Annotated in this window: 23 protein-coding genes; 7 read left to right on the top strand and 16 right to left on the bottom strand. The window is 68.5% G+C overall.

The window, feature by feature from the left end; translation table 11 throughout:
- Positions 1-52: 52 nt before the first annotated feature.
- The gene (urtA, locus tag C8P69_RS16240; protein ID WP_108178587.1) at positions 53-1,315 is read right to left on the bottom strand and encodes an urea ABC transporter substrate-binding protein; all 1,263 of its coding nucleotides are present in this window, start codon (positions 1,313-1,315) and stop codon (positions 53-55) included.
- 352 nt (positions 1,316-1,667) lie between these two features.
- Between urtA and C8P69_RS16235 the strand changes: the two genes are divergently transcribed.
- From C8P69_RS16235 to C8P69_RS16220, 4 genes are all read left to right on the top strand, one after another.
- Positions 1,668-2,852: an acyltransferase family protein gene (locus C8P69_RS16235; RefSeq protein ID WP_108178481.1), complete on the top strand. Its 1,185-nt coding sequence runs from the start codon at positions 1,668-1,670 to the stop codon at positions 2,850-2,852.
- A 67-nt stretch (positions 2,853-2,919) separates the two neighbouring features.
- Entirely contained in the window at positions 2,920-4,305 is a 1,386-nt protein-coding gene (locus tag C8P69_RS16230) for an AmpG family muropeptide MFS transporter (RefSeq protein ID WP_108178480.1), read from the top strand.
- A gap of 54 nt (positions 4,306-4,359) precedes the next feature.
- Positions 4,360-5,295 (top strand): class I SAM-dependent DNA methyltransferase, encoded by a 936-nt coding sequence (locus C8P69_RS16225; protein WP_245902079.1) that lies wholly within the window; start codon positions 4,360-4,362, stop codon positions 5,293-5,295.
- A gap of 31 nt (positions 5,296-5,326) precedes the next feature.
- A complete protein-coding gene (locus C8P69_RS16220) occupies positions 5,327-6,166 on the top strand; it encodes a 23S rRNA (adenine(2030)-N(6))-methyltransferase RlmJ (protein WP_108178479.1) in 840 nt (279 codons plus the stop codon).
- Positions 6,167-6,171: 5 nt separating this feature from the next.
- Here C8P69_RS16220 and C8P69_RS24470 read toward each other — a convergent pair whose 3' ends face one another.
- From C8P69_RS24470 to C8P69_RS16205, 4 genes are all read right to left on the bottom strand, one after another.
- Entirely contained in the window at positions 6,172-6,294 is a 123-nt protein-coding gene (locus C8P69_RS24470) for a hypothetical protein (protein WP_273510984.1), read from the bottom strand.
- A 161-nt stretch (positions 6,295-6,455) separates the two neighbouring features.
- A complete protein-coding gene (locus C8P69_RS16215) occupies positions 6,456-7,343 on the bottom strand; it encodes an SDR family oxidoreductase (protein WP_108178478.1) in 888 nt (295 codons plus the stop codon).
- Between the two features lie 47 nt (positions 7,344-7,390).
- Positions 7,391-8,512: a tRNA epoxyqueuosine(34) reductase QueG gene (gene queG, locus C8P69_RS16210; protein WP_245902094.1), complete on the bottom strand. Its 1,122-nt coding sequence runs from the start codon at positions 8,510-8,512 to the stop codon at positions 7,391-7,393.
- Positions 8,509-9,201 carry a glutathione S-transferase family protein gene (locus tag C8P69_RS16205; protein ID WP_108178584.1) on the bottom strand — a complete coding sequence of 231 codons (693 nt, stop codon included), beginning with the start codon at positions 9,199-9,201 and terminating at the stop codon, positions 8,509-8,511. Before C8P69_RS16205 ends, queG begins: the two co-directional genes overlap by 4 nt.
- A 277-nt stretch (positions 9,202-9,478) precedes the next feature.
- Between C8P69_RS16205 and C8P69_RS16200 the strand changes: the two genes are divergently transcribed.
- Complete coding sequence (locus C8P69_RS16200) at positions 9,479-10,282, top strand: undecaprenyl-diphosphate phosphatase (RefSeq protein ID WP_108178477.1); 804 nt, start codon at positions 9,479-9,481, stop codon at positions 10,280-10,282.
- 4 nt (positions 10,283-10,286) lie between these two features.
- Here C8P69_RS16200 and C8P69_RS16195 read toward each other — a convergent pair whose 3' ends face one another.
- Positions 10,287-11,249 (bottom strand): complex I NDUFA9 subunit family protein, encoded by a 963-nt coding sequence (locus C8P69_RS16195; RefSeq protein ID WP_108178476.1) that lies wholly within the window; start codon positions 11,247-11,249, stop codon positions 10,287-10,289.
- 96 nt (positions 11,250-11,345) lie between these two features.
- Positions 11,346-11,819 carry a YqaA family protein gene (locus tag C8P69_RS16190; protein WP_108178475.1) on the bottom strand — a complete coding sequence of 158 codons (474 nt, stop codon included), beginning with the start codon at positions 11,817-11,819 and terminating at the stop codon, positions 11,346-11,348.
- Between the two features lie 120 nt (positions 11,820-11,939).
- On the opposite strand from C8P69_RS16190, the gene C8P69_RS16185 reads away from it, so the two are divergent.
- Positions 11,940-12,290, top strand: coding sequence for a MarR family winged helix-turn-helix transcriptional regulator (locus tag C8P69_RS16185; protein WP_108178474.1), 351 nt, complete (start codon positions 11,940-11,942; stop codon positions 12,288-12,290).
- 30 nt (positions 12,291-12,320) lie between these two features.
- Positions 12,321-13,193: a C40 family peptidase gene (locus C8P69_RS16180; RefSeq protein ID WP_108178473.1), complete on the top strand. Its 873-nt coding sequence runs from the start codon at positions 12,321-12,323 to the stop codon at positions 13,191-13,193.
- Here C8P69_RS16180 and C8P69_RS16175 read toward each other — a convergent pair.
- From C8P69_RS16175 to C8P69_RS16135, 9 genes are all read right to left on the bottom strand, one after another.
- Positions 13,190-13,882, bottom strand: coding sequence for a DsbA family protein (locus C8P69_RS16175; protein ID WP_170118271.1), 693 nt, complete (start codon positions 13,880-13,882; stop codon positions 13,190-13,192). The two genes, C8P69_RS16180 and C8P69_RS16175, sit on opposite strands and share 4 nt — an antisense overlap.
- Before the next feature lie 77 nt (positions 13,883-13,959).
- Complete coding sequence (locus C8P69_RS16170) at positions 13,960-16,053, bottom strand: methyl-accepting chemotaxis protein (RefSeq protein WP_108178471.1); 2,094 nt, start codon at positions 16,051-16,053, stop codon at positions 13,960-13,962.
- A gap of 129 nt (positions 16,054-16,182) precedes the next feature.
- A complete protein-coding gene (locus C8P69_RS16165; protein WP_245902078.1) occupies positions 16,183-17,133 on the bottom strand; it encodes a 2-hydroxyacid dehydrogenase in 951 nt (316 codons plus the stop codon).
- A 2-nt stretch (positions 17,134-17,135) separates the two neighbouring features.
- Positions 17,136-18,764, bottom strand: a complete 1,629-nt coding sequence (locus C8P69_RS16160; RefSeq protein WP_108178469.1) for an ABC transporter ATP-binding protein — start codon at positions 18,762-18,764, stop codon at positions 17,136-17,138.
- Positions 18,761-19,216 (bottom strand): type II toxin-antitoxin system VapC family toxin, encoded by a 456-nt coding sequence (locus C8P69_RS16155; RefSeq protein ID WP_108178468.1) that lies wholly within the window; start codon positions 19,214-19,216, stop codon positions 18,761-18,763. Before C8P69_RS16155 ends, C8P69_RS16160 begins: the two co-directional genes overlap by 4 nt.
- Entirely contained in the window at positions 19,217-19,435 is a 219-nt protein-coding gene (locus C8P69_RS16150) for a hypothetical protein (RefSeq protein ID WP_108178467.1), read from the bottom strand.
- A 20-nt stretch (positions 19,436-19,455) separates the two neighbouring features.
- Positions 19,456-20,622, bottom strand: coding sequence for an ABC transporter permease (locus tag C8P69_RS16145; RefSeq protein ID WP_108178466.1), 1,167 nt, complete (start codon positions 20,620-20,622; stop codon positions 19,456-19,458).
- Between the two features lie 3 nt (positions 20,623-20,625).
- Positions 20,626-21,720, bottom strand: a complete 1,095-nt coding sequence (locus C8P69_RS16140) for a microcin C ABC transporter permease YejB (RefSeq protein WP_108178465.1) — start codon at positions 21,718-21,720, stop codon at positions 20,626-20,628.
- A gap of 63 nt (positions 21,721-21,783) precedes the next feature.
- Entirely contained in the window at positions 21,784-22,443 is a 660-nt protein-coding gene (locus C8P69_RS16135; protein ID WP_108178464.1) for an aspartate/glutamate racemase family protein, read from the bottom strand.
- Positions 22,444-22,475 lie beyond the last annotated feature (32 nt).

The following is a 22,475-nucleotide window of genomic DNA, read 5'->3' as shown; positions in this document are numbered from 1 at the left end:
GAAGGCGAGGCGCGCCGCGGACGGCGCGCCTCCTGGTCGGTCGGACGTGGGGTCAGCGCTGGGCGCCGCCGCAGCGACCGGTGCGGACGTTGAAGTTGCCGCAGTTCATCGGCGGACGATGGTCGGCGATGAGGTCGCGCGAGCCCTCGAGGTGGGGCGACCACTCCTGGGCCACCACGGTGCCAGGCGTCTGCCAGACGGTCTGGATCTGGCCATTGGCCTGGATCTCGCCGATCAGCACGGGCTTGGTGATGTGGTGGTTCGGCATCATGGTGGAGATGCCGCCGGTGAGGTTCGGCACCGCGATGCCGATCATGGCGCGGCGCACCGCGGTCGCGTCGGTGGTGCCGGCGGCCTCGACGGCCTTGACCCACATGGCGAAGCCGATGACGTGGGCCTCCATCGGGTCGTTGGTCACCGCACGCTCGTTCTTCTTGAAGGCGCGCCAGCGGGCGATGAAGTCGCGGTTCGCCGGATTGTCGACGGACTGGAAGTAGTTCCAGGCGGCGAGGTGGCCGACGAGCGGACGGGTGTCGATGCCAGCGAGCTCCTCTTCACCCACCGAGAAGGCGACGACCGGGATGTCGGTGGCCTTGATGCCCTGGTTGCCGAGCTCCTTGTAAAACGGGACGTTGGCGTCGCCGTTGACGGTGGAGACGACCGCGGTCTTCACGCCGGTCGAGCCGAAGCGCTTGATCGCCGCGACGCGGGTCTGCCAGTCGGAGTGACCGAACGGCGTGTAGTTGACCGAGATGTCCTCGGCCTTGACGCCCTTGGAGAGCAGGTAGGCCTCGAGGATGCGGTTGGTGGTGCGCGGATAGACGTAGTCGGTGCCTTCCAGCACGAAGCGCTTCACGCCCTCGGCGAGAAGATAGTCGATGGCGGGGATCGCCTGCTGGTTCGGGGCGGCGCCGGTGTAGAAGATGTTCGGCGAGGATTCCTCACCCTCGTACTGCACGGGGTAGAAGAGGATCGAGTTGAGCTCCTCGAAGACCGGCAGGACCGACTTGCGGGAGACCGAGGTCCAGCAGCCGAAGGTCACGGCGACCTTCTGCTGGGCGATCAGCTCGCGGGCCTTCTCGGCGAAGAGCGGCCAGTTCGAGGCCGGGTCGACGACGACGGCCTCGAGCTTCTTGCCGAGCACGCCACCGCGCTTGTTCTGCTCCTCGATGAGCATGAGCATCACGTCCTTCAGCGTGGTCTCGCTGATGGCCATGGTGCCGGAGAGCGAATGCAGGATGCCGACCTTGATCGTTTCCTGCGCCTGGGCCGGCGCGGCGAGGGCACCGGCTGCCATGGCGGCGCCGGCGAACATGCCGAGCACTTTGGTTTTGAGGTTCAACATGGATTGTTCCCGTTACGTGTTGCGCCCCGGACTGCGGCAGCCAGAACCTTGCCCGATGGCGTTCCACTCTTCGCAACGGCCGTGCCAGCACCTGATTTTTCTCCCAATCCTTTGACTCCTTGTTTGAATTATCCGCGGCCTGCCGCTGGGGAAGAAAATGTCGCAGTGCGACCAAGCGTCCCGGTATGCAATGCGCCTAAAAAACAGGCAAACAAGGGTGCGCAATGCTTAGGCAGATGATCCGTAAAGGTCCTGATGCGCGCGGCACGGCTCCTGCACTCGTCATGTCAGCCAAGCCGACCACCCGAGGATCTGTGCGACGATGACACAACCGGCCTCGCTTCCCGTCCTTCTGCCGACCCGTTTCCGGGCCCTCGACGCATGGCGCGGCATCTGCGCAGCGCTGGTCGTGCTGTTCCATGTGCCAGTCCTGCACATCGCCAAGGACTGGCCGGCCTTCGCCAACCTGCAGCTTGGCGTCGACTTCTTCTTCGTGCTGTCCGGCTTCGTCATCAGCCACGCCTACCAGGAGCGGCTGTCCTCGGCCGATCAGGCGCGGGGCTTCCTCGTCGCCCGCTTCCGCAGGCTCTGGCCCCTGCATGTGGCGGTGCTGGCGGCCTTCGTCGCGCTGGAATTCGCCAAGCTCGCCTATGCCACCATCAACCCCGCCTTCGGGGTCGAGGCCGCGCCCTTCTCGTCCGGGCGCTCGCCCCTGGAGATCCTCACCAACCTCGCCTTCCTGCAGTCCTTCGGCCTGCATCCCGGCCTCAGCTGGAACGGGCCGGCCTGGAGCATCGCCGTGGAGTTCTGGACCTCGGTGGTGTTCCTCGGCGTCGTGCTCTGGTGGCCGGGCGCCAAGCGCGAGACCTTCCTCGCGCTCGCCCTCGGCAGCGCCCTCGTCCTTGCCATCGTCTCGCCAGCGACGCTCTTCGTCAGTTCCGACTGGGGCTTCGTGCGCTGCCTCTTCGGCTTCGCCATCGGCTGCCTCGTCTATGACCTGAGGCTGCGCTACGCGCTGCCGGCCCGGCTGCTCGGCTGGTTCGAGGCCGCCATCGCCCTTGCCGCCTTCGCCTATATGGCGCTGGTGCCGATGGGCCTCCTGCACCTGACCGCGCCGCTGCTCTTCGGCCTGCTCGTCTTCATCTTCTCCTTCGAGGGCGGACCGATCTCGGCGGCGCTGACGACGCGGATCCCCCAGGCGCTCGGCCGCTGGAGCTTCGCGATCTATATGACCCACGCCTTCCTGTTCCAGATCCTGCGGACCGGCGGCACCTTCCTCGACAGCAAGTTCGGCCTCGGCCGCATGGTGATGCACAATGGCGACAAGCTGGTCACCATCGGCTCGACCTGGCAGGCCATCGCCATGCTGGTGCTGATCCCGGCGGTGGTGATCGCGGTCGGCGCCTTCTTCCACCGCTTCGTCGAGGTGCCGTTCAGCGGCAAGCCCCGGCCCGGCGCGACGAAGCGGCCTCCCCCGGAAACGGTCGCGGCGATCCAGCGGGCCTGAAGCCTCTTTTCAGCCTTCGTTAACCATGATGACGTCACCTGCTCGGATCAACCGAGCGGAGGACGTCATGACGAGCCAGGAGGCGACGGCCGAAGCTGCGGCGCCGCAGCGCCGGTCCTGGAGCGAGGCGGCGGCGGTCTATCTGCGCCGCGACGTGCTCATCGTGCTGTTCCTCGGGTTCTCCGCCGGCCTGCCGCTGGCGCTCTCGGGCTCGACCCTGCTGGTCTGGATGGCCGAGAGCTCGGTGAACCTGACCACCATCGGCCTCTTCGCCCTCGTCGGCACGCCCTACACGATCAAGTTCCTCTGGGCGCCCATCGTCGATGCGCTCGACATTCCGATCCTGTGCCGCCTCTTCGGACGCCGGCGGGGCTGGCTGCTGTTCAGCCAAATCCTGCTCATGGCCGCCATCGTCTTCCTCGGCCTGCAGAACCCGGACGTCTCGCCCTTCATGATCGCCCTCGGTGCGGTGCTGGTGGCCGTGGCCTCGGCGACCCAGGACATCGTCATCGACACCTACCGCGTCGAAAAGCTCGACACATCCGAGCAGGCGGCGGGCGTCGGCTCCTATGTGGCGGCCTATCGGGTCGGCATGCTCGTCTCCACCGCCGGTGCCCTGTTCATCGTCTCCTTCTTCGAGAAGGTGCAGGGCTTCGACAAGGCGACGGCCTGGACGCTTGGCTACATCGTCATGGCGGCCTTCGTGCTGGTCGGCATGGTCACGACGCTCATCGCCCGGGAGCCGGACCGGTCGAAACTCGCCGAGAAGGCCCTGGCCGGCACCGACCAGCTCTCGCGCGTCTGGAGTGCCGCTACCGGAGCCTTCAGCGAGTTCCTGACGCGGGACGCCGCCATCGCGGTCCTGGCCTTCGTCATCCTCTTCAAGCTGTGTGACGCCTTTGTCGGCGCCATGACCGGCCCCTTTGTCATTCGCGGCATGGGTTACAGCCGCGAGGAATATGCGGCCATCGTGAAGGGGCTCGGGCTGGCAGCGACGCTGGCAGGCGGCTTCGCGGGCGGCTTCGTGGCCCGCGGCCTCGACCTCAAGTCCTGCATGTGGCTTGCCGCCCTGCTGCAGATGGGCTCGAACCTCGTCTTCGCCCTTCAGGCGGTAATGCCCGCGAGCTACGGCATGCTCGCCTTCGTCATCGTCACGGAGAACTTCACCGGCGCCATCGGAACGGTGATCTTCGTCGCCTACCTGTCCGCGCTCTGCCAGTCGCCGCTGCACACGGCGACGCAATATGCGCTCCTGTCCGCGCTGTCGGCCGTGGGACGCACCTACATTTCTGCGCCTGCCGGGTTCGTGGCGGCCCAGACCGGATGGCTGTGGTTCTTCATTCTCTCCTGCCTCACCGCCATCCCCAGCCTCATCCTCCTGTGGTGGCTGCAGCGGCGCGGCCATTTCGAGACGCTGGCCAAGCCCACCGGGCCGCTCGCGGCGGATGACTGACGGGCCGCCGCGGGTTAGGGAACGCGCGCCCTTCACCGCTTCCCGGCCCGCCCCGTGACCCTGCCGCCCGCCTTCCGCTCCTCCGGCGACCTGCTTGCCGATCGCCGCTACGACTACGCCATGGCCGCCAAGGCCGAGGGCGACCTCGTGGCGGCGGCCGACCTGCTCGTCCAGGCGCTGGAGATCGCGCCGCGCTGGGTCGCCGGCTGGTTCGCGCTGGGCGAGGTCGAGGCCGCTCGCGGCGAGACGGCGGCCGCGGAAGCCGCCTTGGCCAGGGCCCTGGCCCTCGATCCCGACGATGCGCTTGGCGCCCGCCTGCTGCTGGCGCGGCTCGGCCGGGGCGAGGCGCAGGAGGCCATGTCGGAAGCCTATATCCGCACGCTCTATGACGACTATGCGCCGCGGTTCGAGAAGGCTCTGCGCGAAGGCCTCTCCTACCGCGCGCCGGAGATCCTGCGCGACGCCGTCGTCGCCGCATCCGCTGCGCTCGGTCGCGAACCGGCCTTCGCCCGCATGCTCGACCTTGGCTGCGGAACCGGCCTGGCCGGACCCGTTTTCGCTCCACTTGCCGTGGCGATCGACGGTGTCGACCTGTCGCCGCGCATGGTCGATCTCGCGCGGCAGAAGGGCGTCTATCGAACGCTTGCCGTCGGCGACCTCACCCAGTTCCTCGACGGCGAGGCGGAGGCGAGCGCCGATCTGGTGCTGGCCGCCGACGTGCTGATCTATGTCGCCGATCTCGGTCCCGTCTTCGCCGGCGCGGCGCGGGTGCTGCGACCCGGCGGGCTGCTCGGCTTCACGGTCGAGGCCCATGACGGCGATGGGCTCATGCTCCACGCCTCGCTGCGCTATGCCCATGGCCGCGACCTGATCGAGACCGGGCTTGCGGCGGCCGGGCTCGCCATCGCCTCGCTGGAGCGGGTCGTGCTGCGCACGGAGGGGGGCGCACCTGTCGCCGGCTGGGCGGTCATCGCGGCAAAGGGACGTTGACGGCGCGGTCCCGTGCGTCCACAGGCAGGCCATGAACTACCGCCACGCCTATCACGCGGGAAACCCGGCCGACGTCATCAAGCACGCGGTGCTCGCCTTCGTGCTTTCCCACATGGTGCAGAAGGACAAGCCGCTCAGGGTCATCGACACCCATGCGGGGCTCGGCCGCTACGACCTGACGGCGGATGCATCCGAGCGGACGGGGGAATGGGTCGAGGGCATCGGCCGTCTCTGGGGCAAGGACCTGCCTGAGCCGCTAGCGGCGCTGCTCGACCCCTATCTCGACGCAGTCGCCATGATCAATCCGGACGGGCGTCTGCGCTTCTATCCCGGCAGCCCCGACATCGCGCGGATGCTGACGCGGCCGGTCGATGGCCTCACCTTCTGCGAACTGCATCCGCAGGACAGCGCCGATCTCGGCCGGCTCTTCGCCCGCGAAAACCGCGCCAAGGTGATCGAGCTCGACGGCTGGCTTGCGCCCAAGGCCTTCCTGCCGCCGAAGGAGAAGCGCGGTCTGGTGCTGATCGACCCGCCCTTCGAGCAGCGCGGCGACTATGACCGGCTGGTGGAGGCGCTGGCGCAGGGCTACCGGCGCTTTTCCACCGGCGTCTTCCTGCTCTGGTACCCGGTGAAGGATCCCGACGAGGTCAAGCGGTTCCATCGGCGGATCGCGGAGCTCGCGATCCCGAAATGCCTCACCATCGAGGCGACCTGGCGAGTCGTGGACGGGCGGCGGCTGTCCGGGGCGGGACTTGTGACGGTCAATGCCCCTTACACGCTCGCGCCGCATCTGCGGGCGGCCGGTGAGTTGCTGTGGGACGCGCTCGGCGTCCCCGCGGGCCGGCTTCTCCTGTCCGGCGACGCGGCCTGAAACCCTTACGGGTCAGTGCGCAGGTTCATCTGCTTGCCGGCATCGACGACGAAGAGCGCGAGCGCACCTCCGACGGCGAGACCGATGAGAACGATGGCCAGGTCTGCAATGCTGATGTCGATCATCATGACATGCCCCTTCAGGCTCGGGTGACGGTCGTCATCCGCTGCACCGGCCGTCGGGAGGCCTGCGGCTGACAACAAGGGGCATGGTTCCGTGATTTGTGCGCCGCAGCAATGCTATCCCGGCTTTGCTGCGATGCAATAACAAGATGACTCTGCGGAACTCCCTAGTGCCTGCCGTCGCCCCCGGCGGCCAATGCCCGGAGCGCCACCCTGTAGTTTGGGTACAAGAGCTTAACGGACAGTTCACCCTTCAAGCGGTCGTTCCGCACCCGCTTGCACTCGTCGTAGAAGCTGCGGCCCATCTCCGAGAGGCCGCTCTGCTCGAAGGGAATGTCGGGGGGAACCGGCACCCCGAGGATCTCGGCGGCATGGGCCACCACGTCCTGGGCGGGCGAGGGCTCGTCGTCGGTGACATTGACGATGCCGTCATAGCGCTTGTCGAAGCTCGCCAGCACGGCCTGGGCGATGTCGTCGACATGGATCCGGTTGAAGACCTGGCCGGGCTTGATGATTCGGCGCGCCGTGCCGCGGGCGAGGTTCACCAGGGCGTTCTGGCCGGGTCCGTAGATGCCGGACAGGCGCAGCACCGCCACGGGCACGCCATGGGCCCGACCGAAGGCCTGCCAGGCGGCCTCGGCCTCGACGCGTTCCCGGCTGCGGATGCTGGAGGGCGTCGCCGGGGTCTGTTCGTCCACCCAGCCGCCGCCATGGTCGCCATAGACGCCGACGGTGGAGAGATAGGCGATGCCCTTGGGCGGGTTGGCAGCCAGCGCTTCGCCACAGGCCCGCAGAACCGGGTCGCCGGCAACGTCCGGCGGGGCCGAGACGAGGATGTCGTCGGCCGTGGCGATGGCCGCGGCAAGGGCCTCGGGCACGTCCGAGCCGTCGAAGGGCAGGACGGTGACGGCATGGCCCTCGACCGGCGCCGCCGACAGCGCCGCGGCGCGATCGGCCGAGCGGACGGTCGCGGTGATGCGGTCGTAGCGCGCGCCGGCAGCGCGAATCGTGGCGCGGGAGGAATAGCCGAGGCCGAAGACGAGGAGATGGGGCATGGGACACCGCGGAGGACGGATGGAACGCCTCTCTTAGCCCGTCCGGCTCATGGGGTGGAGAGGGCTGCGTTCCATTCGGCCAGCACGTCGGGATCGGTCTCGTCCGGACGCGGCCCGCCGGCCAGCCGCTCCGGCGCAAGTTCACCCAGCGCCCAGACCGCCGCGCCGCGCACCAGCGGCGAGGGATCGACCAGCAGGTCTATTGCGACATCCGCGAGGGCCCGGTCACCGCTATTGCCGATGGCGACGAGCACGTTGCGCAGGAAGCGGTCGCGGCCGATCCGCTTCACCGGGCTGCGTGTGAACAGGGCGCGGAAGGCAGCATCGTCGAGGCGGGCAAGGTCGGCGAGGGCCGGGCGCTTCAGGTGCTCACGCGCGGCGAGCTTCATGTTCTGGCCTTCCTGGGCGAACTTGTTCCAGGGGCAGGCGGCGAGGCAGTCGTCGCAGCCATAGATGCGGTTGCCCATGGCCTTGCGGAATTCGCGGGGGATCGGCCCCTTGTTCTCGATGGTGAGGTAGCTGAGGCAGCGCCGGGCATCGAGCGCATAGGGGCGCGGGAAGGCGGCGGTCGGGCAGATGTCGAGGCAGGCGCTGCAGGAGCCGCAATGGTCGCGCTCGGGCGCATCCGCGGCCATGTCCAGCGTCGTCATGATGGCGCCGAGGAAGAGCCATGAGCCAAAACCGCGGGAGACGAGGTTGGTGTGCTTGCCCTGCCAGCCGAGACCGGCCGCGGCGGCGAGCGGCTTTTCCATCAGGGGTGCGGTGTCGACGAAGACCTTGAGTTCGCAGCCCGTCTCCTCGGCGAGCCAGCGGCCGACCGCCTTCAGCCGCGCCTTGATGACCTCGTGGTAGTCGTCGCCGCGGGCATAGACGGAGATGAGGCCGGCCGTGCGGTCCGACAGGCCGTCGAGGGGGTTCTCGTCCGGCCCGTAATTGACGCCGAGCATGACGAGCGACCGCCCCTCGGGCCAGAGCACGCGCGGGTCGCCGCGACGCGCGGCGGTCTCGGCCATCCAGGCCATGGAGCCGTGATGGCCGGCGGCGATGGCCTCGGCGAGACGAGGGGCGGCGTCAGGGACCGAATCGGGCGTGGTGAAGCCGATGGCGTCGAAGCCCTCGGCGCGGGCGCGCTCGGTGATGGCCGCCTTCAGCGCGGCCGGGTCGCTCAGAAGTCGAGATCGGCGTAGGTCGCGCTCGGCTGCATGCCGACCACGCGGTCGTTCAGCAGCGCCCGGAAGCAGGGGCGCGACTTCACCCGTGCGTACCAGTCCCTCGCCGCCGGTTCTTCGTTCCACGGTACCTCGCCCAGATAGTCGACCACCGACAGATGCGCCGCGGCCGCAAGGTCGGCATAGCTCAGGGCCGCGCCCGCGAGCCAGTCGTTGCGGGCCGCCAGCCAGCCGATATAGGCGAGATGATAGCGGATATTGGCGCGGGCCGCGCGCAGGGCGGCGGTGTTCGGCGCGCCGCCGCCGTGCTCGGCGGGAATGAAGCGCTTGTCGATCTTCTCCTCGACGAGGAGGGAGGAGACCTCTTCGAAGAACTTGCCGTGGAACCAGCGGGTCAGGCGCCGCACCTCGATGCGCGCCACGAGGGCCTCCGGCATGAGGCGGCGGTCCGCGGGCCCGTGATCGGTGTCTTCCAGCCAGGCGGCGACGCCGTCGGCGCCGACGACGGCGACGCTGTCGGCCAGTTCCAGCACCGGCGCCGTGCCTTCCGGGTTCATTCGCAGGAAGTCCTCCTGCCGCTCCCATGGCCTGGCCTCGACGAGATCTGCCTCGACGCCCCGCTCGGCGAGGATCAGCCGGACGAAACGCGAATGCGGGCAGAAGGGTCGGTGATGGAGGATCGGGTTCATGCGCTCCAGGCCGGGTGGACCCGCCTTGGACAGGTCCCAGATGGTTTTTCCATGACGGGAGTGGAGGCGGGTGAATAGCCGCGCGGGCGCGCCGCGACAACCATGCTGTTCGCCTGTCCGTGTTCACGATCCGTCATGGTTGATGAAGGGTGAAGGCCCCGGCCAGCCCCCCTGGCCTCTCCGCAGTTTCCCTGATCATCATGCTTAACCGAACGTGAAGGGAGCCGCGCTTATCTGGCGGGACGGCCGGCCTGCGAGGCGCGCCGCGGAGGATGCGATGGACATCGTCAATCTCGCCAAGGCCCTGGTTCTCGGTGTGGTCGAGGGCGCGACCGAGTTCATTCCGGTCTCCTCCACCGGCCATCTCATCCTCATCGGCCATTTCCTCGGCTTCCAGTCGACAGGCAAGACCTTCGAGGTGCTGATCCAGCTCGGCGCCATCCTCGCCATCCTGCTGGTCTATTTCACCCGCCTGCTCGGCGTGGTGCTGTGCCTTCCCACCGATGCCTGGGCGAGGCGCTTCGTCGCCTCGGTGCTCATCGCCTTCCTGCCGGCGGCCCTGCTCGGCGCGGTGCTGCACAGCCGCATCAAGGCGGTGTTCGAGCGGCCCGACCTCGTCTGCGTGGCGCTGATCCTCGGCGGCATCGTGCTGCTCGTCGTCGACCGGCTGAAGCTCGAGGCGCGCGAGGACAATGCCTTCCGCTTCTCGCCCATGCTGGCCTTGAAGATCGGCCTATGCCAGTGCGCGGCGCTCTTTCCCGGCGTATCGCGCTCGGGCGCGACGATCGTCGGCGCGCTGCTGATGGGCACCACCAAGCGGGCGGCTGCGGAATTCTCGTTCTTCCTCGCCATGCCGACCATGGCGGGCGCCTTCGCCTATGACCTCTACAAGAACTACAAGGTCCTGGACTTCGCGGACGTGTCGACCATCGCCGTCGGCTTCGTCGCCGCCTTCATCTCCGGGCTCTTCGTCGTGCGCTTCCTGCTCGACTATGTCAGCCGGCACGGCTTCGGGCTCTTCGCCGTCTGGCGGATCGTCGTCGGCGCGGCCGGGCTTGCCGGCCTCTATTTCATCGGCTGAGGGATCAGCGCGCCGGTTCGGCGAACTGGCCCTGCTTGCGGAAGCGCCACAGATAGCCCGGGACGATGGCCTCCACCGATTGCGGGTGGATGCCGAGCCCCTCGAGGGTGCGGCCCTCGGCCTTGGCGGCCTCGCTGACCACGTTGTCGGACTTCAGGAGCTCGACCTGGTCCTCGGTCAGCATGGGCTTGGGCAGGAGCTGCAGCAGCTTGGCCTGCAGGCGGGCGAGGCCGAAGGGCAACGGCACCAGCAGGCGGTTGCGCTGGGTGGTCTTCAGCACGAGTTCGAGGAGCTCGCGGAAGCTCTTCACCGCCGGCCCGCCGAGTTCGTAGGTGGCGCCGGGCTTGGTGCGGCCGTCGACGGCGGCCATGACAGCGTCCGCGAGGTCGCCGACGAAGACCGGCTGGAACTTGGTCTCGCCGCCGCCGACCAGCGGCAGGACGGGCGACATCTGCGCCATGGCAGCGAAGCGGTTGAAGAAGTCGTCCTCGGGGCCGAAGACGATGGAGGGCCGCAGGATCACCGCATCGGGAGCGGCCTCGCGCACGGCGGCCTCGCCCGCCGCCTTGGTGCGGGCATAGAGCGCGGCGCTGTCGGCATCGGCGCCGATGGCGGAGATGTGGATGAGGCGGGCCCCGGCCTCAGCTGCCGCGCGGGCGACAGCGGCAGCGCCGCGGGCCTGGACGGAATCGAACTTCTGACGGCCGGTCTCGTAGAGGATGCCGACGCAATTGATGACGATCTCGGCGCCGGCGACGGCCTGGCGAACGGAATCGGGATAGCGCAGGTTCGCCTGCACGGCGTGGATCTGGCCGACAGCGCCGAGCGGCTGCAGGTGGCCGGCAAGATCGGGACGGCGAACCGCGACGCGGATGCGGAAGCCGCGCTTGGCCAGCGCGCGCACGACGTGCCGCCCGACAAATCCCGAACCGCCGAAGACGGTGACGAGCCGGTCGAAGGTCTGCATCGCAATGCCTCTTGCAGTCACGGGGAACGGGCCGTGATTAGTCGATTTCGGGGGGGAGGTACAGGGGCGGGCGCGCAGGGCCGGGCGCCGTTGAGGTCAGCTCCACCAGGCGATCAGGCCGGCGGCCGCGGCCCAGATGGCGGCATAGCGCAGGGTTCGGGCAAGGCCGGTGATGAGCGCCGTCGGCAGGGCGGGATAGCGCGCCATGCCGGCGACGAGGGTGATCGGATCGCCGATCACCGGCATCCAGCAGAGCAGCAGCGTCGCCCAGCCCCAGCGCTGGAACAGGCCGGAGGCGCGCGCGAAGCTTTCGGGAGGCAGACGAAAGCGCCGCATCCAGGCATGGCCGGCCTCGCTGTCGGCGCCGCGGGCGATCTGCGTGCCGATCCACCAACTGGTCATGCCGCCGGCAGTGTTGAAGATCGCGGCCACCAGGAAGAGCGCGAAGGGGCTCGCCGTCCCGGCTGCCAGCAGCGCGACGAAGACCGCTTCCGACCCACCGGGCAGGAGCGTTGCCGCGGTGAAGGCGGCGAGGGCCATGGTGGCGAGGCTGGCGAGGTCTGCGACCAAGGCGGGCTCCGGATTAACCCTCGCCTCATGCCACGCCCTGTCGCGCTTGCACAGGCGGCATGGTGGCCGTTTAATACGGGTCCGTAACGAGTTCCCCAAGCGTCAGCGGTTCGCGTCTCCATGGCCGTCGTGTTGCGCCCGTCTCAGGCGATGAAGCTGATGCACGAGGTGTCGCTCGCCCTCGTGCAGGACGGCGAGGCCGACCTGTCGTCGCGCCAGCTCGCCATCCTCCTGACCATCTATCTCGAGCCGCCGCCCCACCATGTGCGCGACCTTGCCCGCAAGCTCGGCGTGACCAAGCCGGTCATCACTCGCGCCCTGGACAGCATGGGAAAGCTCGACCTCGTCTCCCGCCGCCGCGATGAGAACGACCGCCGCGACGTCGTCATCCAGCGCACGGTGGCCGGCGCGCTTGCCGTCGAGCGGCTCGGCGACCTCGTCGCCGCCAAGGCCGCGGCGCTCCCCCCGTGAGCCGTTAACGGCTTCGTGCTACGAGGCGCCATGACCTTCACGCTGCCGCCCGGCCTCGACCGCCGCCTGACGCCCGCCCGTGCCGACCTCGCCGCCGCGCACCTGCGCGGGCAGGTGGACAGCGCCCGTTTCGTCGAGGGACGGCCGATGCGCACCGGCTTTCCGGTGGTGCCGCTGGCGCCCTCGCGGCTGATGAATGCCGCCCGCGACACCGAGTTCCTGCTCGGCGAGGAGGTCACCATCTTCGACGAGGATGGCGGCTTCGTCTTCGTCCAGTCCGACCGGGACGGCTATGTCGGCTATGCGGTGGCGGGCGCCTTCCGCCCGCGGGCCAAGCCCGCGACGCACCGCGTGGCGGTGATGCGGACCCATCTTTATCCCGGCCCCAGCATCAAGCTGCCGCCGACCTTTGTCCTTCACCGCAACAGCCTGCTCACCATCGAGCGCTTCACCGACGCCTTTGCCGTGACCGACACGGGCGCCCACGTGATCGCCGCGCACCTGAAGCCGGTCGCCGAGGTGGAGCCGGACTTTGTCGCCGTCGCCGAGGACTATCTCGGCTCGCCCTATCTGTGGGCCGGACGCACGAGTTTCGGGCTGGACTGCTCGGGCCTCGTCCAGACCGCCTTCGAGGCCTGCGGCATCGCCGTGCCGCGCGACACCGACATGCAGGAGAAGGCGATCGGCGAGCCCGTCGCCTTCGACGGCGACGTCACCGTCCTCCGCCGCGGCGACCTCATCTTCTGGAAGGGCCATGTCGGCATCGTCTCGGGACCGGACGAACTCCTCCACGCCAACGGCCACCACATGATGGTCGTGAAGGAACCGCTCTCCGGCGCCATCGCGCGGATCCGCGAGAAATCCTATGGCGAGGTCACCAGCGTCAGGCGGCCGGCTGCTTAAGCGCAGACGGGTTTGTCGCAGTCGCGGACGGCGGCGACGATCCGCTCCATGGTCGGGCGGCCGGGCCAGCCGATGACGGCGGTGCCGGCGATGAGCCAAGAGGGCGTCGCGGCGAGATTGGTGGCATTGGCAAGGCGGACAGCGTCGGCGATCACGCGGCCGGTCTCGGGCCGGTCGGCGACCTCCTCGACCTGACCTCGGTCGAGGCCGAGGTCCGCGGCGAGCGCCAGGGCCCGCCGTCCGTCGAAGACGCCACGCATCGCCATCGAGGCGGCGTGGAAGGCACGGGCCTTGTCCTCGCCGCCGAGCTGCTTCACCGCATATTCCACCCGCGCCGCCTGGACCGAGGGCAGGCCAAGGCTGGGGGCGTTGACGAGCGAGACGGCAAGATCCCGGTCGCGCTCGGTCATGCGCTTCACGTCCATCGCGGCGCGGCGGCAGAAGCTGCAGTTGGAATCATAGACCTCGATCAGCGTCAGGTCGGCCTCGCGCGCGCCGAGCAGCACGGCATTGTCGAGCGCCATGATCTCGGTCTGCAGCTCGACGGGAACGCGGAAGTTCTGCACCTCGCGGCCGTCGGGGCCGGCGATCGGATACCAGGCGTCCTGGGCGCCCGCGCCGCGGTTGAACGCGGGCACGACGAGGCCGGAAAGGCCGGCGAGCAGGGCGGTGCGGCGCGAGAGGGTCATGCGGCGTTCCGAAAAGAAAAGCGGCCGCACCATCGTGGAGCGGCCGCCTTCAGGACAATCAAGCCTGCGTGAGGGCGTCAGGCCGCCTTCACCGTTTCGATGAAGCGGGCGACCTCGCGCTGCAGCACCTCGCTGTCGCGGGAGAGCGAGCGGGCGGCGCTCAGCACCTGGCTCGAAGCGGAGCCGGTCTCGGCCGCGCCGGCATTGACGCTGGCGATGTTGCTGGCGACCTCGGCGGTGCCCTGCGCCGCCTCCTGGACGTTGCGGGAGATTTCCTGGGTCGCGGCGCCCTGCTGCTCGACCGCAGCGGCGATGGCGGCTGCGACGCCGGAGATGCGGTCGATGGTCGTGCCGATCTCCTTGATGGCGACCACCGAGTCCTGCGTCGCGGCCTGCATGGCGCCGATCTGGGCGCCGATCTCCTCGGTCGCCTTCGCCGTCTGGGTGGCGAGCTGCTTCACCTCCGAGGCGACGACGGCGAAGCCCTTGCCGGCCTCGCCGGCGCGGGCAGCCTCGATCGTGGCGTTCAGCGCCAGCAGGTTGGTCTGCTCGGCGATGGCGGTGATGAGCTTCACCACGTCGCCGATGCGGGAGGCGGCCTGAGTCAGCTGGGCGATGCGCTGGTCGGCCTTCTCGGCCTGCTGCACCGCTTCCGCCGACATGCGGCTCGACTCGGCGACCTGGCGGCCGATCTCGTGCACCGAACTCGCCATCTCCTCGGCTGCGCCGGCGACCGACTGGACATTGGCGGAGGCCTCCTCGGAGGCCGAGGCGACGACCACCGACTGGGCCTGGGTGTTCTCGGCGGTGCGCGAAAGCAGGGTGGCGGCCGATTCAAGCTCGCCCGAGGCCCGCGAGACCGTCTCGACCACGCCGCCGACGGCGGCCTGGAAGCTGTCGGCGAGCTGCAGCATGGCGGCGCGGCGATCGGCGGCGGCGCGGGCCTCCATGGCGCCCTGCTCGGAGCGCAGGCGCTCGGCCTCGATCATGTTGTCGCGGAAGGTCTGCATGGCGCCGGCCAGCGCCCCGATCTCGTCGCGGCGGGAGACGAAGCGGCTCTCGACGCTGGTGTCGCCATTGGCGAGACGCAGCATCGAATCCTTGATCTCGGTGAGCGGCCCGACGACGCGGCGCGCCATCAGGACGAGGGCGGCGACGGCGAAGGTCAGGGCGAGGGCGAGGGCGCCGAGCTGCAGCATCAGGCTGCGGAAGGCGGTGTCGCGGACGTTCCGCGAATGGCTGCCGGCAACATCGAGGGCGGCGTCGGCGGCGGCGAGGATCGTGCCGAGCTTCGGCACCGCCATCAGCGACCACTGGTTGGCCGTGAAGGCCGGCTGCTGCTTGGTGATCAGCGCGTTCAGCGTGGCGAGCCGGACCTTGGCGAATTCCGCCTCGAGGAAGCCGGAGCGGGCCTTCTGCATGGCCTCGGCGAAGCTCGGCGGCAGGCTGAGGCCGCCGGCGATCGCCTCGACGGAGGCCCAGGACGTCTCCATGCGGGTGACCAGCGTGGTGTAGCCGACGAGCGGGTTCTCCGGCAGCGGCAGCCCCGCGAGCGGGTTCGAGATGAAGACCGACACGTCGCCGGCGGCCTGGCGGGCGTTCCAGGCGTGCTGCTTGATCTCCATGAGCTGGTCGATCAGCGGATCGTCCAGCTTGATCAGGCGGGTGAGGTCGGTGGACAGGCGGTCGAGGAGGTTGATGGCGCCGTCGGTGAGGGTGAAGAACTCCTCGGCGATGCCGGCGCGGCGCTGCGGCCGTGGCTGCGCCATGGCGCGGGCCGTTTCCTCGTGCATCTCGGTCAGGCGCTTGATGGTGCGGTCAAGCTCGGAGACCGCCGCGGCGGCGCCGGGATAGTCGATGGTGCGCAGCGTCGCGAGCGCCGAGCGCAGGGCCGGCATCTCGGCCTCGCGGTGCGGAGCGATGGTCCGCGGCACCGTCGGGTGCACCTCGTCCAGCATCAGGGCGCGGCGGGAATTGGAGCGGTCGACGCGCAGATTGTGCAGCGCCGTGAACATGTGGGTGGTCGTTTCGACCACGGTCGCGGTCTTGTCCGCCTTGCGGTAGCGGTTCCAGGAGTCCCACGCGCCCATGGCGAACTGGCTGATCAATGCCAAGGCGAAGATCGACACAACGGCCTTTACCAGGCCGCTGACGGTAAGACGGTTCAGCACGTGGACACTCCGGAGCCTTCGCAGATGCGATACAACCCTCGGCTGTCGGCGTAAAAAAAGCGCTAAAGGCCTCCCGTCGCGGCGCGAAAAAGCCAGCTGCGACGGCACCTTACGCTTGGTAACGTGACGTCAATAGCCGTGGGCGGGGTCGACGATGTTGACGAGGTCGCCGCCCGCCATGTGGGTCCGGATCTGCTGGGCGACATAGGCGGCAATAGCCGGCGGCGAGGAGATCGCCGAGTTGTGCGGCGTCACCGTCACCTTCGGATGGGTCCAAAGCGGGCTGTCCGCGGGCAGGGGTTCGGTCTGGAAGACATCGAGCACGGCCGCGCCGAGCTGCCCCGAGTCGAGGGCGGCGAGGATGTCAGCCTCGTTCTGCAGGCCGCCGCGGCCGACATTGATGAGGACCGGCCCGCCAATGGCCTCGGCCTTCGGCATCCTGGCGAAGAGCTTGGCGTCGAGGATGCCCGCCGTGTCGGGGGTGAGCGGCATCATCGCGACGAGGATGTCGGATCCGGCCACGATGGCATCGAGGCCGTCGGCGCCATGATGCATCTCCACGCCCTCGACCGCCTTGGGACGGCGGCTCCAGCCGGCCACCTGGAAGCCCATGGTGCGCAGCTTCATGGCGGAGTCCTGGCCGAGCACGCCCATGCCGAGGAGGCCGACGCGGATGTCGCTCGCCTGCGGCTGGTCGCGCAGGTCGATCCACTGCTTCTCGCGCTGGAAGCCGTCATAGACGCGCACCCGGCGCAGGGCCATGAGGCAGTGCATGACGACATATTCCGACATGCGCGTCGTGAGGTCGGGATCGACGACGCGGACCACCGGCACGCCCTCGGGCAGCCGCTTGTCCTTGAACAGGTGATCGACGCCGGCGCCGAGCGAGAAGATGGCGTCGAGCAGCGGCAGGTCGGCAAAGGTGCCCTCGGGCTGCTTCCAGGCGGCGCCATAGCGAACGGCGCGGCGGTCGAAGATCTCGCCGGGGAGGACGACCTTCCAGCCGGGCAGGACAGCCTGGAAACGTTCACGCCAGGGTTCGGGGTCCCAGGAGCCGATACCGAGAAGCAGGGTGGTCACGTCTATGCTCTTTCGCTGGAGACTGGCGCGAGGTCGAAGGCGGCTGCGAACAGCGCCTTGGTGTAGTCGTTCTCGGGCGCCTTGAACACGCGTTCAGCGGGACCCTGCTCCACGACCTTGCCGCCCTTCATGACGATGATGTCGTCGGCCAGCGCCGAGACCACCTTCAGGTCGTGGGAAATGAACAGGTAGGTCAGGTTCCGCTTGGCCTGCAGGTCGCGCAGCAGGTCGACGATCTGCGCCTGGACGATGCGGTCGAGGGCGGAGGTCGGTTCGTCCAGCAGCACGAAGCTCGGCTCGAGGATCATGGCGCGGGCAATGGCGATGCGCTGGCGCTGGCCGCCGGAAAACTCATGCGGATAGCGATGGCGCGTCTCGGGATCGAGGCCGACATCGCTGAGCGCCGCGATCACCCGCGCGTCGCGCTCCTCCTCGGTGAGACCGGGATGGTGGATGGCCAGGCCCTCGGCGACGATCTCCGCCACCGACATGCGCGGCGACAGCGAGCCATAGGGGTCCTGGAAGACCACCTGCATCTGCCGTCGGTTCGGCCGCATGGCCTTGAAGCCGAGGCCCTGGATCGGCCGGCCCATGAAGACGATGGGCCCTTCGGAGGAGATGAGACGAAGGAGGGCAAGGCCGAGCGTCGTCTTGCCGGAGCCGGACTCGCCGACGATGCCGAGCGTGTGGCCCTCGCGGACCGCCACTGAGATGCCGTCCACCGCCTTGATGTGGCCGACCGTCCGGCGGAGCAGGCCGCGCTTCACCGGGAACCAGACCCTGAGATCGTCGGCCTGCATGATGACGGGTGCGGCGGGATCGGCGGCGCGCGTCTCGCGCCGCGGTTCGGCCGCCATGAGGGCGATGGTGTAGGGATCCTGCGGGCGCTCGAAGATGTCCACCACCGGACCCTGTTCGACGATGCGGCCATGGCGCATGACGCAGACGCGGTCGGCGAAGCGGCGGACGATGCCGAGGTCATGGGTGATGAAGAGGATCGCCATGCCGAGTTCGCGCTGGAGATCCTTGAGCAGCGCGAGGATCTGCGCCTGCACGGTCACGTCGAGGGCGGTGGTCGGCTCGTCGGCGATGAGCAGGTCCGGCTCGTTGGCGAGCGCCATGGCGATCATGACGCGCTGGCGCTGTCCCCCCGAGAGCTGGTGCGGATAGGCGTCGAGCCGGCCCTCCGGGTCGGCAATGCCGACGCGGCCGAGCCAGTCCACCGCCTTGGCTCTTGCGGCTTCGGCGGAGAGGCCGCGGTGGAGGATCAGCGGTTCGGCGACCTGCTGCCCGATCGTGTGCAGCGGGTTCAACGAGGTCATCGGCTCCTGGAAGATGATGCTCACCGCATTGCCGCGCACCTTGCGGATGGCGGCATCGTCGGCGGCGATCAGGTCCTCGCCCTTGAAGAGAATGCGGCCCGAGGGGTGCGAGGCGGCCGGGTAGGGCAGAAGCTTCATCACCGAAAGGGCGGAGACGGATTTGCCCGAACCGCTCTCACCCACGATGGCGAGGGTCTCGCCCCGGTGGATGTCGAAGGAGATGCGGTCAACGGCGAGGCTCTCGCGTCCGCCCTGGCGGAAGGCGACGGAGAGGTCCTGGACGGAGAGGAGGGGGGTGTCGGCGGTCATGGAATGGCCGTCAGGAAGCGTTGCAGGTCGGACGGCATGTCGGGATTGAGATAGCTGAGTTGCGGCACCACGGCGAGGCGCGCGTCCGACGACACGAACCAGTCGCAATCGTGGATGGCCGCCGTCGCGAGATGGATCGCGTCCGGCGATTTGAGCGAGGGGTGATGTGCCCTCAGTTCGGCTGCCCGCCTGAGCGTCGGCCTTTCGATCTCGTGGCAGGTCAGCGCCGCGGTCTCGCCCGCGAAGAAACGGTCATAGACGTCCACTAGCGCGTCGTCCCCATTGCGGAGCGGGTGGACAAGGACCTCGCTCCAGGTCAACCAGCTCGTCCTGGCCGTCAGTCGTCCGGTATCGACCAGGTCCCATAGCCGCTCATGGGCAGAGTTCTGCCCGTGGTGGCTTTCCACCAGGCGAATAATGAAATTGGCGTCGAGGTAGATGCTGATCGCCACTCAGATCGGTCCGCCGTCGCGAATGCGCCGCACACGCTCCACGGCTTCCTCGGTCGATTGCACGCGCTTGAAGGTGAGCTTGTCGGTCATCGCCCGGATCCGCTGCGAGGCGGTGAGCACCTCCTGCACGATCTCGACGGGGCGCGAGGGGTCCAGTCCATCCCGCAGATGCGGCGGCAGGTCTGCCACGGACACGATCTTGCGGACAACCTCGTTCATGGCCCAATCCTACCACAGCGTCAGGCGAAGGTCTTGCGGGGGTCGAAGGCGTCGCGGACCGCTTCGCCCACGAAGATGAGCAGCGAGAGCATCACCGCCACCGTGCAGAAGCCGGTCAGCGCCAGCCAGGGCGCCTGCAGGTTCGACTTGCCCTGCTGCAGCAACTCACCGAGCGAGGGCGAGCCGACGGGCAGGCCGAAACCGAGGAAATCCAGAGCCGTCAGCGTCATCACGCTGCCCGAGAGCACGAAGGGCATGAAGGTGATGGTCGCCACCATGGCGTTGGGCAGGAGATGCCGGCGCATGATGGTGCCCGACGAGACGCCGAGTGCCCGCGCGGCATTGACGTATTCGAAGTTGCGGGCGCGCAGGAACTCGGCGCGCACGACGCTCACCAGCGTCACCCAGGAAAAGAGCAGCAGGATGCCGAGCAGGACGAAGAAGCTCGGCGCCAGCACCGAGGAGATGATGAGCAGCAGGTAGAGCGAGGGGATCGCCGTCCAGATCTCGATGAAGCGCTGGAACAGGAGGTCCGTCCAGCCGCCGAAATAGCCCTGCACCGCGCCCGCGGCGATGCCGATCACCGAGGAGATCAGCGTCAGCGCGAGGCCGAAGAGCACGGAGATGCGGAAGCCGTAGATGACGCGGGCGAGCACGTCGCGGCCCTGGTCGTCGGTGCCGAGCCAGTTCCAGTTGCCCATCTCGCAATAGCTGGAGCCGTGGGGCCGCTCGCCGCGGGGCTTGGCGAGCGCCGCCGTGCAATCGGGCAGGCGCTGGCGCTGCGACCAGGTGGGGGCGGAGGGGAAGGGCGTGACGGGATCCTTCACCGTCGAGGAATAGCTGTGGCGGATCAGGGGCCAGATCACGGTCGCGCCCTTCTCGGCGAAATGATCGAGCAGGAAGGGGTCCTTGTAGTCGGCCGGCGTCTCGAACTCGCCGCCGAGTTGGCGCTCGGAATAGGCCTTCACCGCGGGGAAGAAGGACTGGCCCTCAAGGCGGATATAGAGCGGCCGGTCATTGGCGATGAACTCGGCGAAGAGGGTGAGGGTGAAGAGTGCGAGGAAGATCCTCAGGCTCCACAGCCCCCGCCTGTTGGCGCGAAAATTGGCGAGGCGGCGCTGGTTCAGCGGCGACAGGCGCGGTCGCGGCGGGGCCGCTTCGGAGGTGCGCAGGGCGACATCGCTCATGGCTCAGACCTCCCGCGCCTCGAAGTCGATGCGCGGATCGACCCAGGTGTACATGAGGTCGGAGATGAGGTTCACCACCAGGCCGACGAGCGAGAAGATGAAGAGGGTGGCGAAGACGACGGGATAGTCGCGGTTGAGCACGCTCTCGAAGCCGAGGAGGCCGAGGCCGTCGAGGGAAAAGATCGTCTCGATCAGCAGCGATCCCGTGAAGAAGGCATGGACGAAGGCGCCGGGGAAGCCGGCGATGACGATCAGCATGGCGTTGCGGAAGACGTGGCCATAGAGCACCTGGGTCTCGTCCAGGCCCTTGGCGCGGGCGGTCATGACGTACTGCTTGCGGATCTCGTCGAGGAACGAGTTCTTCGTGAGCAGGGTCATCGTCGCGAAGGCGCCCAGCGCCATGGCGGTGATCGGCAAAGCGAGGTGCCAGAGATAGTCGAGGACCTTCTGCCCGAGGCTCATCTCCGACCAGTTGTCCGACCACAGGCCGCGCAAGGGGAACCAGTCGAGGAAGGAGCCGCCGGCGAACAGCACGATGAGCAGGATGGCGAAGAGGAAGCCGGGGATTGCATAGCCGACGACGATGACGGCGGAGGTCCAGACGTCGAAGCGCGAGCCGTCCTTCATCGCCTTGCGGATGCCGAGCGGGATGGAGACGAGGTAGGTCAGCAGCGTCAGCCACAGGCCCAGCGAGATGGAGACCGGCAGCTTCTCGCGGATCAGCTGCAGCACCGAGACATCGCGGAAATAGCTCTTGCCGAAGTCGAAGCGGGCATAGTTCCAGATCATCAGCAGGAAGCGCTCATGCGCCGGCTTGTCGAAGCCGAACTGCTTTTCCAGCTGGGCGATGAACTGCGGATCGAGCCCTTGCGCGCCGCGATAGGACGAGTTGGCCGCCTCCACCGCGCCGGCCTGGGCGGCATCCGCTCCGCCGCCGGAGACGCGCTGCGTCGCCGAGACATCGTTGCCGGTGAGCTGGGCGATGACGCGCTCCACCGGCCCGCCGGGGGCGAACTGCACCACCAGGAAGGAGATCAGCATGATGCCGAGGATGGTCGGCACCATCAGCAGGATGCGCCGGATGATGTAGGTCAGCATGGCGGCAGACTCGTGTGTGGCGAGTCCGCCGTCAATAGCGGGTGCTGTCGCGCCCTCGCGGACTCACCCCACCGCGAGCGTGCCGATGGCCATGGTGACCGCGGCCTGCGTCGGGTCGATCACGGGAATTCCCAGCGCATCCTCCAGGGGCTTCCGGTGCCGCGCCATGCCGGCGCAGCCCATGACGATGGCGCCGGCGCCGTCCAATTCCTTGAGCTCGCGGCCGACGGTGATCATGCGGGCGAGCGTGCCCTCGCCCGAGGCGGTCTCGGCCACCGACATTTCCAGCGGCCGTTCGCCGGCGAGGCGCTCCATCAGGCCCATCTGGCGCAGATAGCGGATGTGGCGGGGAATGGAGCGCGACTTGATGGCGATGACGCCGAAGCGGTCGGCGCGGGCCAGGGCAGTGAGCACGCCGCATTCGGCGATGCCGAAAACGGGGCGGCTCGTCCCCTCGCGGGCGACGAAGAGGCCGGGGTCGGAATAGCAGGCGATGATGAAGGCGTCGGCGTCGTTGGTCGCCTCCACCTTGCGGCGCAGCGGCAGCGTGACGCTTTCCACATGTTCCTGCGTCTCGACACCGAACGGGCCCTCGGTCAGGGTCTCGCAGACGATCTCCGGCCCGTCGGCATAGGTGAGGGGCTTCACCGCCTGGCGCAGGCCCTCGGTGACGGCCTCGTTGGAATTGGGATTGATGACGAGGATACGGGGTCTGCGTGCCATGAGGTACCGTCGCGGGTGAAGCTCGGTCTATT

This window comes from Phreatobacter oligotrophus (assembly GCF_003046185.1).
Lineage (GTDB): Bacteria > Pseudomonadota > Alphaproteobacteria > Rhizobiales > Phreatobacteraceae > Phreatobacter > Phreatobacter oligotrophus.
Note: the sequence above shows the minus strand (reverse complement) of the source record. Positions and strands in the feature narration are given on the sequence as shown.